Raw genomic sequence first — 13,786 nt, 5'->3', positions numbered from 1 at the left:
CCGCCCCCCCCCCGTTGGGGGTGCGCCCCCAAAACCCGCCCGCCCCCCCCCACTCCCACTTATTGGCCCGGGCCCCGCGCGCCGCCGGGCGCGCGCCGGCTGCTCGTGAACCGCGCCCGGTCTTCTTCGGCAGGCTTCAGCGATCTTGCCCCCTTCGGCTTCGCGCCCCTGGCGCGGGGCAGCCTGTCGGCTGCTACTGGCAAGTACCTGGTCGGGTGCAGGCGGGGACGCCCACTCTTAACAACGGCTTCTTCAAGTATCCGCGACAATCGGCTGCTATGCGTTGGATGGTCAGCGCATGAAGTTGATCAGAACATCCCTCCGTTTCGGACACCTCCCCGCCCAAGGGTTACAAGGCCCCACCCCTCTAATCGATCCGGGTCGACTCGCCGTGCACCGCCGGCGTGGAAAGGGCGCCCGAGGCGCCCTTCATTTCAGATCGGCTGTCAGCAGGGCCGCCTTCGCGTTGCGTATCAGAAGCGGTAGGTGACACCTGCGCCTATCAACCACGGATCGAGCGCAGCCTTCCCCGTCAGCTTCGCGCCGTCGACCGTGACGTCGAAGTCTGGCTTGAGGAAAAGCTTCTTCACGTCGAAGTTGACGCCCCAGTGCTGATCCACCATGTAGTCGAACCCGACCTGCAGCGCGGCGCCGAACGTGTTCCTAACCTTGAGAGCGTCGGCGCTGCCGACATCCTGGTTATAGAATATCGTGTAGTTCACGCCGGCACCAACATAGGGCTTGAAAGCGCCGAAATTGGTAACATGATACTGCAATGTGAGCGTAGGCGGCAGCAGCCAAACCTTGCCGATCTTGCCCAGCCCGCCGATCGCTCCTTGGCCCCCGATGTTTGCATAGGTGGTGCCGAGTATGAGCTCGGCGGCGATGTTGTCCGTGAAGAAATAGGAGATATCGAGTTCCGGCGTCACCGTGTTCGAATAGGAAAGATCGGAGCCGGGCACTGCTTTGACGTAGCCCGAATCCTCAGTGACGACCCCCAACGCACGCAGGCGGATCTGCCAAGGGCTTGGCGCTTCCGTGACCGAGGCTCCCGCCTGCGGGACGCTCGCGGCTTGCGCAAGGTCCGCCGCGACGGCCTGCTGTCCCATCACGATGAGGACAACGGCCGCTGTTACTCCCCGTGCCGCGCGCATTTGGTTTCTCGCCATGATATTCTCTCCTTGCTGTTTAGAAATGATGCACTGGACTACGAAAAGTCTTGTTCGAATTGCGTGATTGGCGGAGCGCTCATGCGCAGTTTGCGTGGGACCGCGCACCGATTATTTGCGCCGTGCTCGCAATCATCGACCTGTACTCACTCAGAAGTAAGCGGGATAACCAAAGGCCTGCAGCTTTGCGGCCGTCTTACGCGCGTGACCCGGGTGGGACGCGGTCGTCCCGCTTCGGGCGAGCAGGATCGGCGGATAGGCGGCAAGGGTGGTCCCGGCGCCATAGTAGTGCGGATTCCGGCATCTTGCCAGAATTGTAGAGGTACTGACCGCGGCGCGTGATCACGGGAACCTTGTCAGGACGGTCGAAGATCGCTGTCAGGGCCTCGTGGTCGCGATCGAACTGTGTTCCACCGAAGTGCCCCAGGGTCCTGGCAGACTGGCTGGCGGCCCAGGCAAGTGTCTGTTCTCCTTCTACATCTTCGAGCCAAAGATGGGGATCATCGTACGGAGCATTCAGCGTTGGGCGGAAATCGAATACGGTCATGTCCGGATAACGTGAAGAATGATGTCGACTGGAAAACAGCCGCAACGTCCTGTCGGCTCGGAAAGGCCCAGTTTTCGCGGCTGCGACCGCATGTTGGCGAGCTTGATCATGGCGTGATTTCCCCTCAGTCCTTGCCGCAGGTTTGCGGATAGCCTTGCACGTGTCGTGCCAAACGAGAAAATCATTTCACAACAATGACATGGCTCTAATTGCGGTGTGTCTCATGTCCGACTTTGTCGAAGACCCGACAACGAGTGCAGCCGTGACCGCCTGATAGAACCTCCTGTGCGAGCTCGGTGGGCACTGCGGAATAGCAGTGAAGCTCACCGCGAACTGGCCGAGCTTCGGATCGACATCGGGGACGGGGCGATCGACGACCACTACGTCGCCGGTGTCGGGCGCGGCTCAGCCTGAGGACTCCGCGGCGGCGATCATCAAATAACTGCGTTTACGACGGCTCCCATTCCTGGCCGACCGGTGGCCGCGCAAAAGACTGCTTTGCGGCCTCATCCCTCCGCCTGGATTGAGTCGCAGGGACCGAATGGCGCACGTGCTCTTGGAACCGGCAGAGTGGTCATAACGCAATTCTCTTCCGGCTATCTTTACTGAGATTCGACAGTCCAGTTGGTGAAGGTCCCAGATCGCGCAATCATTGATGCGCTTAGGTCATGCGCCCATCCGCAACCATCTCATCAAGAGCATCGATCCGACACCAACATAGCGAATTGCTTCCCGATGAGAGAGGCCTCGCGGCGGCATGAGATTGCCTCACTCTTCATGATCGCGGCCTCCGAGATCGAGCCAGTGCAACGGCACGATAGGGCGAAGGATCTGGCAGCTCTTTCAACTGCCGACCTCGATGGGAGAAGGCATATCGCGATCTGACCGGCAGAGACACAAGGTCTGCACTGTCCGTTCATGAAGACTTCGTGCTGGTCTCCATAAGAGAAGTATTCTGGTGCAGAAGGTGCCCGATTAGCTATTCGGAAAAAGGCGACATCGACGTGCAAATCGGGCGCCGCCGTGAGCGTCCCCCCTCAATGTCGGATTTCCGACAGGATCGCAAATCCGCCAACCCATTGTTTTATAAATTTTTCCTTCTCTGGCACGGCCCATGCATGGGGTTCTGCAAACGCATCAGCGAGACGTCCTCCATGATCATGCGCATCGAAAATGCCGTCGCCGCAGTGAAAACCGCGCTCTCGCCTGCCATCAAGCCGCCGAAAGGCCGGCGCGTCATGGTCAAGGCGGGCGATTGCGCCGGCTTCAAACACCTTAATGGGCCTGGAAAGCTCCTCGCGTGACGGCGACGCGGGCATCCAGACGGGCGGAAAGGACATACGTCGTTGCCCCACGTCGCCGGCATGACCCGTCGATTGTCACCGCGCTGGAATGCTCGGGTCTACATTCGACGACCCGAACGCGCTGGACAAATTCTCGCAAACCCGGTCGGGACCGGGGCTCGAAACGTCCGCGAGGGGGCCCAATGGCTATGGCCGATATTCGCCGCGAACAAGCCGCCTAGTGGGAAGACTCTATAGGAGGAAGCAGTGGAGTTATCTTGCGTTGGGGTCGGTGCTGGGCCGTCTAATTTGAGCCTTGCGTGTCAGATACACGAGCAAGTTGGGCAAGGGGCACTGTTCCTGGATCGGCAGGTCGACTTCCGCTGGCATCCAGGCATCGCATTCGATTCCTCGGAGCTCCAGGTCAGCCACTTCAAGGATCTGGTCACACTGGTGAATCCGCGATCAGCCTACACTTTCGTAAACTTCCTGCACGAGAACGGACGTTTGTACCACTTCCTGAACGCACAGTTCGAGGCTGTGTTCAGAGCTGAGTTTGAGCAGTACCTGAACTGGGCCTTCCACAGGAACCCACTTGTCCATGGCGGCGAGACCGTGCACGAAATCCGCTTTGACGGCGCGTTTCGGGTGCGGACCGATAACGCGGTTCTCGGCGCCAGAAACGTCGTGGTTGGCATTGGCAAGCAGGCGCAAATCCCGCCTCAGTTTCAGGGCTGGATTGGACGCAACCTGTTCCACTCATCTGTTTTACTGCACGTCCACCCTGAGGTGCGGAGAAAGCATGTCTGCGTGGTCGGCGGAGGCCAGTCGGGAGCCGAGGTGATGTTGCATCTTGTCGGCCTGCCGAAAGAACGGCGGCCTGCCTCGATCACTTGGGTCTCGCAGCGCGAAAACTATCTGCCTCTGGACAACAGCCCGTTCACAAACGAGTTGTTCATGCCCTGCTTTTCGGATCGTTTCGCGGCGATGAGCGAGTCGCAGCGTAAGCTGCTCCTGCGGCGTTTCGTGCTTGCCTCGGACGGCATTTCGGAAAGCACGTTGCGCGCGATCTATCAGGCGCTGTACCGCCACGCATTTTTCGAGCTAAACCGATGCGACATCACACTGCGGCCAGGCTGCACCGTCTCGCACTGCATCAACGCCGGCGCGGGTCACAGGCTGACCCTGCAGCACGGCATCGACGAAGTCGAAGAAGTCACGGCTGACATCGTTATCCTGGCCACCGGCTACGAGAACGCGGTGCCAGACTTCTTGGAACCCATCGCACACCGGCTGGAGCAGATCGACAATGAATTAGCTATTCGCGAGGATTTTTCGGTGAGCTGGGACGGACCGCGTGACAGACGCATCTTCGTACAAAACGCGAGCCTCGGGCAGCGCGGCCTGGCCGATCCGAACCTAAGCCTGCTGGCCTGGCGCGCGCGCCGCATCCTCGATAGCCTTCTTGGGCGCGCGCCATGCGCGAACCCCGAGCATCCTGGCTTCATCGGCCATACCTCGATCGAGAGCTGGCCCGCCCCCGCAGCCGAAGAAATGGGCAGCGGGATATGACTCGTAGACTTCTGATCATCGGCGGTGGCATCCTAGGAATGATGTCCGCCTCCGCTGCGGCGAAGGCCGGAGGCTTCTCCGGAATCATCGTGACCGAACAAGCCCTTGGACCAAGCGGCGCATCGCATTATTCTGGGGGCGTGCATTTCCCCTACGGTTGTGAAGACCGTACCAGGTCGCTCACTCGAAAGAGCGCCGTGGTCTTGGCGGCCATGGCTGGGTCGGCGGTCAGCGGATGGTGCCGGCCTTTAGCGATGCGTGTCGTGGCTGGACCGGGTGAAGCGATTGATCCGGCCCAGTTTACGGAACCCCTGGACCCGGCTGAGCCTGACATAGGCAGTCTCGCGCCGAGCTTCTGTGGACAATATCCGCCGGAGCGGAACGCACTTAGCATCGCCGTCCCACATGACGTGAGTCCGTCTCCGTGGACCCGCAACTTGACCAGCGCCCGACTGCCCTAATTGGGATGTCCGACCAACCAGTCTTTCCAACAGGAGGCCTTTCGCATGTTGACTGATGCACAAAGAGAAAAGTGGCAGAAAGACGGATACGTCAGGCTCGAAAGGTTCTTCGCTCCAGCGGCTCAGGAAGATATCTCTACTTTTGTCGAAGATATGTCACGCTGGGATGTCAGCGATGATAAATGGCTCATGTGGTTCGAGAAGACGACGGACAATCGAAAGATCATCTCCAAGATCGAGAATTTTCTCGACTTCCATGATCCATTGCGTCGTTTGCTCTTAGAAGATCAGCGCATAAAGTCAGCGGTCGAGGATTTGCTTGGCGAAGATTCGCGCAGGCTCAAGGAGTTGCTGATTTTCCACTACCCCGACAGCGGCGGGTATCTCCCGCATCAGGACATTTATCACATTCCACACAAACTCCCCGACCGGATGGTCCATGCGGTGGTTGCCATAGGCATCGACGACTCCGACCCGGAAAACGGCGGGCTTTTCTTCAGCCCCGGCAACCACAAGAAGGGGGTGTTTCCCATGGATGCCGGTGGGGTGATCGATCCTCAAGTCGCCGAAATGTTCTCCTGGGAACCCGTAGTATGGAAGGCTGGCGACATCTTCATCTTCGACGATTACGCACCGCACTACTCACGACCGAACAAAAGCAATCGTTCGCGGCGGACACTCTACTTGGTGTTCCAGCGTGCTTCAACCGGTGGACCGACCCGCGCTGAATATAACGTGCTTAAGCGCGCCCTTAACCCGCCCGAGGGCAAAGTGGCCGATCTCGACAAACTCAAGCCCCCAAATGGCATTTTCTATCGCGATTGAGCTCACGCAGCCAGGCGGAGGCATGCACACGGAACTGATCAACCGCTCAAAAATTCGCGGAAAGTATGGCGTTCTGATTTGCGGGCTCGCGGAGCATCGACCGCAGCCCGTCAAGACGCTTCGGCACGTGGATTGTGGAGGTGGTCGCGGGCGGTCTTCTATGACGCCTACAGCCCGACTTGCGCCCCTCTCGTCGCCCGCCTGGCGGCCCAGAGCCGCATTATTCTGGCCGGGGCCGCCAACGGGTTGGGCTACCGCCCCTCTGCGCAATTTGCACAAGAGGCTGTTGCGTTGGCAGCCGAAGATACCACTGCTTCAACAGCTTAGGTTCGTCATGCGCAAACACAAGTTTTCTCGAACCGGGCTGTCGCGCGCGTTCGGTATCGACATGGCCACGCTTGGAACGGGAAGCGCCGGCACGGGGTTTTCGTTCGGTAGGGTGGCACCGGGCATTACATCCGAGCCCCATCGGCACGACGAAATCGAGGCCTTCGTGGTCCTGTCTGGCGCGGGCAAGGTCACGACCGACCGTGGGGAAATCTCGGTCGAGGCGAGCGATGTCGTTCTGTTCCACCCTTTTGAAGCGCATGTGCTGCGCAACGACGGAAACGAAGACCTAGATTTCGTCGATGTCTACTGGCGAGACGGCGAGGCCGCCCTTGATGCCGCTGCAAAGACCACGGCTCCACGCGGGCCGATCTTCGTCTTCTCCACGCCGCCAACGCCAAATGGCGATCTGCATCTGGGGCATCTTTCTGGCCCCTATTTCGGCGCCGACGTCTATACTCGTTTCCTGCGCATGAAAGGAGTCGAGGCATATCACCTCACTGGAAGCGATGACAACCAGAGCTACGTCACGACACGCGCCGATGCCGATCAATCGACGCCTGCAAACGTGGCGCGCTACTACACCGACGAGATTCGCGCCACGCTTGCACTTTTCGATTGTGACGTCCACAGCTTCCAACCCACAATGGGCGATGACGGTTACGGCGAGTTTCAAGCCGCGTGTTTCCGCAGTCTTCTGAGCAGCACGGCGGTAGATCTGCGCCAGAGCCCTGCGCTTTTCGATGCTGTGACAGGCCACTATCTTTACGAACCGGATGTTAGCGGCCTCTGCCCCGATTGCGGCGGCTCCGCCGGTGGCAACATCTGTGAGGAATGCGGCGCCCCAAACCTTTGCCACGACTTGGGTGCAGCCCGGTCACGGCAGTCTGCCGAGGCGCCGCTGGTCGGCTCCGTCCGCCGCCCGGAACTTGCCTTGGACCGATGCTACGACAATATCGACCTGCATCTAAGGGCGTCGGGCGTCCCGCTACGGATCTTGGATCTCTTCGCGCGCCTACGCCGACGCGGCAACTTTTCAGTGCCCATTACCCACCCCTCGGACTGGGGCCTGCCGGCCGAAGGGTTCCCGGGGCAAGTGATCTGGGTCTGGCCGGAAATGGCCTTCGGTTTTCTTTACAACATCCAGGCGCTCGGCCGCTTGCTGGGTCGCGACTGGAAGGCGGAGATGCCCGGCAACGACTGGCAGATTGTCCATTTCTTCGGCTTCGACAATTCGTTCTACCACGCGCTACTCTACCCCGCTCTTTACGCCGAGGTCTTCCCCCACTGGACGCCACGCATCCACTATCACGTCAACGAGTTCTACCTGCTCGACGGCAAGAAGTTCTCAACCAGCTGCCGCCATGCGGTCTGGGGCAAGGAGGTTCTGAGCCCAAAGACAGTCGACGTGGTGCGTCTTCATTTGGGCCTGACACGCCCGGAAGGTGAGCGGACGGATTTCACGCTGGACGCGCTGCGCCGCACCGAGAACGAGGTGTTCCAAGGGATTTGGCTGAACTGGCTTGATGCGTTGAACCAGGAAATCAAGCAGGATTTTGCCGGCCGTGTACCCGATGCAGGCGACTGGAGCCCGGCCGACCGCGCCTTCTTTGCTCGGATAGAGATCTATCGCGCGGCGATGGAGCGCGCCTATTCGGACGAAGGCTTCTCGGTCCGGCGCGCGGCCGCTCAGGTCTGCGATTTCGTGCGCGATTGCGTGATCTACCGTCAGGCGCGAGACTATGCGGCGGCGCGACGTTTCTATCCCGCCCGCAATCGGACTTCGCTAGCCCTTCAGACGACGGCCGCTGCGATCCTGGCACCGACACTCGCTCCGCTGATGCCCCGATTCGCCAGAACGCTGGCGCGAGGCATAGATGGCGTCTCAACCGAAACATGGCCCCGGTCCGTCCAGCGCCTTGCGCCCGGGACGCGCTTTGATCTCGGACCCGTGTTGGTGTTCTACGCCAAATCCGGCAATCCTCATCTCGATGAGGAGGAAGCACTATGAGCCCAAAGGTGCACCAGTGAGCTATCCCAATCTCGACCAGATCTGCGCGGCAATCAAAGTCGATGATGCCAAATATCTTTACTCGCTGTCACTGGCGGCCGAAGCCGCTATCAGACGGTAGAGACCAGATTGGCGGACCTGAACCAACGCACCGTCGACACCCTGGCCCTCGTCTTCGAGGACCGCTCGGCCGATCGCTTCCCAGCCCTTGCTGTTTCGTGCCGCAAATGCCGTGTGGGCTCGACTGCGCTGACCAACTCTTCGGCATCGCGGGATTTCCGTCCTCCAGCCGGTCAAGACTGTCATGCGGTTCGAGGCGCTTGGTCAACCTGGCGCGCCCTGGATCGTGCGCCGATCACCGGAAATGTCGAATGCAAATGCCTGCCTGATGGTATCTTCCATTCTGTCGGAGCCTGTACTGGCGCGGCAGTCGGCCGAACAACAACTGAGCTACTGACAATCGGAAGGTAGCAGGTTCAAAATTCTGCCCCAGAAACCGGATATTGCGCACAACCAGCGTTCACGATCGCGATGGTGCACAAGCTTCCAACGCCGCGCAAAGACAGTCCGTCGCCTGAAGGTATTCGGCGAGGGCCGCCAAATCCCTCGCAAGCGTATCCTCCGTCACATGCACGCCGTCTTCGCCGATAATGCAGACGCTTGTCTCGTCGAGAGATAAGTCCAGCCAGGGTGCTCCTTCAGGATTGCGTGTTTGCTCGGGTACGGAGCCGGCCCTCAGTTCCCAATCGAAGAGCGATCCTATAATTTGGAGATCGCTCGCTAGGTTACCCGGCTGTGAACCCTGCAAGCCGAAAATTCAGATGCCGCCCATGCAGAGATATTTCATTTCGAGGTAGTCCTCGAGGCCATGGCGGGATCCCTCCCGCCCGATGCCGGACTGTTTTATCCCACCGAACGGCGCCGCTTCTGAAGACATCCGGCCGGTATTTACCCCGACCATTCCATATTCCAAGGCCTCGGCCACACGCCAGACACGCTTCAGGTTGGAGGCATAAAAGTAGGCCGCGAGGCCGTAGATCGTGTCGTTGGCCTCACGCACGACCTGATCCGCATCTTTGAAGCGAATAATCGGTGCCAGCGGCCCGAATGTCTCTTCTTGCGCGACGGTCATCTCGCTGGAGACACCGGTCAGGACTGTCGGTTGGAAAAACGTGCCATTCGTGCCGATGCGTTTGCCCCCGCATCGAATTGCGCCGCCTTTGGCGACGGCATCGGCAATATGGGATTCGATCTTGGCCAAAGCGTGCTTGTCGATGAGCGGTCCGATGTCCACTCCGGGAGCGAAACCGTCACCAACTTGAAGTTGGCGAGCCCGTTGCACGAATTTCTCGACGAACTCGTCGTGAACGCCCGACTGGACATAAAGGCGGTTCGCCGAAACGCAGGTCTGGCCGGCATTGCGGAACTTCGCCTGGATCGCACCGTCAACCGCGGCATCGATATCGGCATCATCGAAGACGATGAAAGGTGCATTGCCGCCGAGCTCAAGGCTGACTTTTTTGATCTGGTCCGAGCACTGGCGCATGAGAAGGCGCCCGATCTCAGTCGACCCGGTGAAGCTGATCTTGCGGACCTTGGGATTGGTACAAAGTTCGCGGCCGACCGCGTCACCTTCGGACGCATAGATCAGGTTGACGACGCCTTCAGGAAAGCCAGCCTGATGGGCGAGGGCGAACATTGCTCCCGCCACCAGCGGCGTCTGTTCAGCGGGCTTGAGGACGATCGTGCAGCCCGCCGCCAAGGCTGGCGAGATTTTGCGCGCCACCATCGAGGCCGGGAAATTCCATGGCGTTATCGTGCCAACAACTCCGATGGGCTGCTTGATTACCAGCATTCGGCGGTCCATCGATGGTGCGGAGATCGTCTCGCCATAGACGCGATTGGCCTCCTCGGCGTACCATTGCAGATACGCCGCAGCATGCGATATCTCCGACTTGGCTTCGGCAAGCGGCTTGCCCATCTCCGCGGTGAGAATCGCGGCGAGATCGTCGGCGTGGTCGATGATCAACTGATGCCATCGCCATAGAACGTCGCTGCGCTCACGTGCGGTCAACCCTGCCCATCCAGGCTGCGCGACATAGGCCTTGTCGATCACAGCGCATGTCTCCTCGACACCCATGTCAGGTAGTTCTGCCAGCACTTCGCCAGTCGACGGGTTGAGGACCTCGAATGTCCGCTCGCTGATCCGCGTGCCAAGTGCCGGCAGGCGATCAATGGGTCCAAACAGGTCGGGGGATGTCAGGTGACGGATCATCGGCAGGCACAGGGGCAATACCGGATTCCTCCTCAACGCAGCAGGTATATATAGCAGGTGCGGTGTGTACTCCGCGACGTCCGGGTTCCTTATAGGGCCTCGGCCAGACAGCTGGTAGACCACGGTACCCAACTGGAAAGGGAGAAATACGCTAGAAGATGTCTCGCGGTTCTACTAGTCGAACGATTGAACAACGGACATCGGCTTCGCCAGCCCCGCGCAGTGGATGCTGGTGGCCTCGGCCTACAATCTGCGGACCACGAATCGGCGACTCTATCCACTCGAAGAGAGGCTGGCCTGAGGAGGAGCGCACCCCAATAATGACGCCGGAACCGGCAAATGCCTGGCAAGGCCCGCGAACACCGCTCCTCGCGGCTTTAAACAGATCCCGTTTACCCGGCGAGCGCCCGCAAGATGAGAAAGAGGATGGAGAGGAACAGGGTGGCGAAGGCGCGCCGAAGGAAGACCGGCCGGCGCATTTGCACGGGGATGGAGCTCATGATCAATTCCCCGCCTGTTGCTGCGGCAAAAGATAGCCTGTCGTCGAATGCTCGAGCACCAGATAACGCGCGGCGACCGCCTTGACCTCGTCGGTGGTCACCTTGCGGACGCGGTCCGGCCTCTCGAGCACGTCCTTCACATTGCCACCGGTGGTGAGCGTCTTGCCATAAATGTTGGCGATGTGGTCCAGCTCGTCGTGCGCAAAAATCACCGAGCGGATATAGCGGTCTTTGGCCTTGTCCAGCTCGTCGCTGGCGACGCCATCCTTGGCGATCCGGGCGACTTCGGCAACGGCCGCCGCTTCGAGATCGACTAGCTTTGCATCGCCGCGCGGCGAGCCGGAGATGGTGAAATTGGTGTCGTCTAGCATGGTGCCCTGGAAGGAGGCGCCGACCGCCGAGGCTATGCCTTGCTTGACGGCAAGCTCCTGATATAGCCGGCTGCGGTTACCGCCGCCGAGGATCTCGGCTAGCAGGTCGAGCGCCTCGGCCTCGCCGGGCTCTGCCGTATGATAGGACGGCACCACCCATTGAGTGGAAAAGCTCGGCACCGAAACGCGCGCATCGGTCAGCGTCACTGTGCGCCTGGTGTTCTGCTCCGGCTCGACCGGACGGTTGCGCGGGGGCAGGTCCGGCCCGCGCACAACCTTGCCATAGGTCTTCTCGGCCAGCGCCTTCACCGTCTCAGGCTCTACGTCGCCGGCCACCACCAGCACGGCGTTGTTCGGTCGGTAGTATTTGTTGTAGATGGTGAATGCGTCGGTGCCGTTCAGCTTCTCCATCTCCTGCATCCAGCCCATGACCGGAATGCGGTAGGGCTGGTTCTGCCGCAACGTCGCGTTGACCTCCTCGTCCAGCAGAGCATGCGGGTTCGTCTCTCTGTGCCAACGGCGCTCCTCCAGGATCACGTCGCGCTCGGTCTTGATATCATCGTCGTTGAGGATGAGGTTGAACATGCGATCGGCCTCGAAGCCCATCATCTCACCCAACGCCGAGGGCGCCACCGTCTCGAGGAAGGTGGTGTAGTCATAGGCGGTGAAGGCGTTATTGTAGCCGCCGATGGCTGAGACGGCTCGGTCGAACTCGCCGGCGGCGTGGTTGGTCGTCGCCTTGAACATCAGATGCTTGAGGAAATGGGCAAGACCGGATTTGCCGGGTGGCTCGTCGGCGCTGCCGATCTTGTACCAGAGCATATGAGTGACGATCGGCGCGCGGTGATCGGGGATTACGACCACTTCCATGCCGTTGTCGAGCAGGAAATCCGTCACCTTCCCGCCGTCGGTGGCGGCCAGAGCCGGAGCGGTCGTCACCAGGGCCAGCGCGGTGGCAATGAACGCCCTGCGCAGCCAGGGGGACGATCGATGGCTGCGGTTGTGGTGGTGGCTGGTCGAAAGGCAAGGTTCGAGGCAAAGTGATTTGTTCCTCATTTTGATGAAGTCGCTGCGTCCCCGTCTCCCCGCGTGGGAGGATCGGGGGGCAGCGGCGAGCCAGATGAATAAGCTCTTCACGGGGCCAGGCCTTACTCGAGCCTCATCTTTGGATGGACCCAGTAGACCTGCGGGAGTATTTCTTGGTGAGGTGATCATGGGACGGATTCTCCTTGGTCCGCGACGCCTTGCCGATGACCAAGCATGCACCGTGCCAGATCAGAAAACCGTTCGAGGCAGTGGACAAATCGGGCTCTGCCATGTTGCGCATCCGACATTGTCGGACATCGGACAGGGCCGAACGCGACGCGCGCGCGGCTGAGAATATCTTCTTCGTTCGGAAGACGATTGGGCGCGCTGCCGGGGAGGGTATAGGATGCGCTTCGAATGGCCGCTGCACTGACGGTGAGAATGGAGATGTTGGTCGCCCCAGCGGAACCCTGTCCTCGACAGCCAGACCGGGTCGATGAACGGCAGAGGCGCGAGGAGCGTAGCGAACTCGAGCGCGGAGCCTGCTCGCGCGCTAGGACGGATCTGATCCAAAAATCGGCGAGTTGGGCGATATCCGCGAGGCGCTGGAAAACGAAGATCGTAGGACTCGGGCGGGAAAAAACAATGCGGTTGCGCGCTTCTGGCGTAATGCGCCTGCCGCGAGGCCGTTGAGCCTGATGAGTTGCTGCGGGAAAGGGGAGTGTTTGCGCGGGACCTTGGTCAAACGTAAGAAACAACCGTCGAGCTCGCCCTGGATGGGGCATGCAGGCACGTTTGTCGCTGGAGGACAGCAGCACGGAAGCTGTCCGCGCTTGCCGTCGTCGCTGGGTACCAAACAGGAGAATTTGGCGGTCGCGATCGAATTCATCTGCGTAAATACCGCCTGGCTGTGCTCGGTTTGCCGGCGAACAGATTTTGCCTTCTTTGCGGCTGCAAACGCATCCCTGGCGGCGTGGTCCCTTAGGTCAAGAGCATCGGGTGAGTAACAGCCTGATCCTGCTCAATCTGATGCGCGCCAACCGCCTCGCCGGATTGTGGAACCGCTCGCGGGTAGCTTCTACCACAAACAGCAAGGTCATGAAATCAAGTAGGAAGTCGTCGATCGCTTGGGCGATTGTTTCTGACTTGCCCTTGAACTGTCCAGCAAAACGCGCGCGTTATCGATCGCTTCCACGCTGGTGGCATCGATTAACCCCTCGACCCTCTTGAAACAATCCAATTCGAAACTCCTTCAAGCGCTTGTCGAGCCGTTATGCACGAAGGTAGCTCCGTGAACTACCCGGCCTTTGACCTGGCGGCACGAGCAGCGGTCGGCCTTACGTCCCGTGCCTCCAAGCACCAGCCATAGACGTGGCGCTGAGGAGCGTTGGAAGGATCGGGCGCTCCCGGCCATGCTCG

At 60.2% G+C, this 13,786-nt stretch carries 7 protein-coding genes and 1 pseudogene; 4 read left to right on the top strand and 4 right to left on the bottom strand.

Translation table 11 applies throughout. The annotated features are described in order from the left end of the window. Window positions 1-473: 473 nt before the first annotated feature. Together NKJ13_RS25940 and NKJ13_RS31655 are read right to left on the bottom strand one after the other, a co-directional pair. Window positions 474-1,154: an OmpW/AlkL family protein gene (locus tag NKJ13_RS25940; protein ID WP_352642438.1), complete on the bottom strand. Its 681-nt coding sequence runs from the start codon at window positions 1,152-1,154 to the stop codon at window positions 474-476. A gap of 270 nt (window positions 1,155-1,424) precedes the next feature. Beyond that, window positions 1,425-1,716 (bottom strand): annotated as a pseudogene (locus NKJ13_RS31655) (prolyl oligopeptidase family serine peptidase); the annotation flags it as partial. A 929-nt stretch (window positions 1,717-2,645) separates the two neighbouring features. Here NKJ13_RS31655 and NKJ13_RS25935 point away from each other — a divergent pair. The 4 genes from NKJ13_RS25935 to NKJ13_RS25920 all read left to right on the top strand — a co-directional run bounded on the left by NKJ13_RS25935 (window position 2,646) and on the right by NKJ13_RS25920 (window position 8,195). After that, window positions 2,646-3,020, top strand: coding sequence for an iron-sulfur cluster assembly accessory protein (locus NKJ13_RS25935; protein WP_352778798.1), 375 nt, complete (start codon window positions 2,646-2,648; stop codon window positions 3,018-3,020). A 288-nt stretch (window positions 3,021-3,308) separates the two neighbouring features. Further along, a complete protein-coding gene (locus NKJ13_RS25930) occupies window positions 3,309-4,571 on the top strand; it encodes a lysine N(6)-hydroxylase/L-ornithine N(5)-oxygenase family protein (RefSeq protein ID WP_352778797.1) in 1,263 nt (420 codons plus the stop codon). Between the two features lie 506 nt (window positions 4,572-5,077). Further along, the gene (locus tag NKJ13_RS25925) at window positions 5,078-5,857 is read left to right on the top strand and encodes a phytanoyl-CoA dioxygenase family protein (protein WP_352621179.1); all 780 of its coding nucleotides are present in this window, start codon (window positions 5,078-5,080) and stop codon (window positions 5,855-5,857) included. Between the two features lie 286 nt (window positions 5,858-6,143). Then, window positions 6,144-8,195 (top strand): class I tRNA ligase family protein, encoded by a 2,052-nt coding sequence (locus NKJ13_RS25920; RefSeq protein ID WP_352778796.1) that lies wholly within the window; start codon window positions 6,144-6,146, stop codon window positions 8,193-8,195. Window positions 8,196-9,012: 817 nt separating this feature from the next. On the opposite strand, the gene NKJ13_RS25915 is transcribed toward NKJ13_RS25920, so the two are convergent. Then, window positions 9,013-10,470, bottom strand: a complete 1,458-nt coding sequence (locus NKJ13_RS25915) for an NAD-dependent succinate-semialdehyde dehydrogenase (protein ID WP_502901945.1) — start codon at window positions 10,468-10,470, stop codon at window positions 9,013-9,015. A gap of 502 nt (window positions 10,471-10,972) precedes the next feature. Next, a complete protein-coding gene (locus NKJ13_RS25910) occupies window positions 10,973-12,397 on the bottom strand; it encodes a M16 family metallopeptidase (RefSeq protein ID WP_352778795.1) in 1,425 nt (474 codons plus the stop codon). Window positions 12,398-13,786: the final 1,389 nt, after the last annotated feature.

Origin of the sequence: Mesorhizobium sp. M0174 (assembly GCF_040322275.1) — a bacterium.
GTDB lineage: Bacteria > Pseudomonadota > Alphaproteobacteria > Rhizobiales > Rhizobiaceae > Mesorhizobium.
The sequence above is the reverse complement of the archived record's forward strand: the minus strand, read 5'-3'. Positions and strand labels throughout refer to the sequence as shown.

Bases quoted from the DNA above. Each gene is read 5' to 3' on its own strand.
- NKJ13_RS25940 (WP_352642438.1), bottom strand. From the start codon at position 1,154: ATGCGCGCGGCACGGGGAGTAACAGCGGCCGTTGTCCTCATCGTGATG.
- NKJ13_RS25925 (WP_352621179.1), top strand. From the start codon at position 5,078: ATGTTGACTGATGCACAAAGAGAAAAGTGGCAGAAAGACGGATACGTC.
- NKJ13_RS25915 (WP_502901945.1), bottom strand. From the start codon at position 10,470: ATGATCCGTCACCTGACATCCCCCGACCTGTTTGGACCCATTGATCGC.
- NKJ13_RS25910 (WP_352778795.1), bottom strand. From the start codon at position 12,397: ATGAGGAACAAATCACTTTGCCTCGAACCTTGCCTTTCGACCAGCCAC.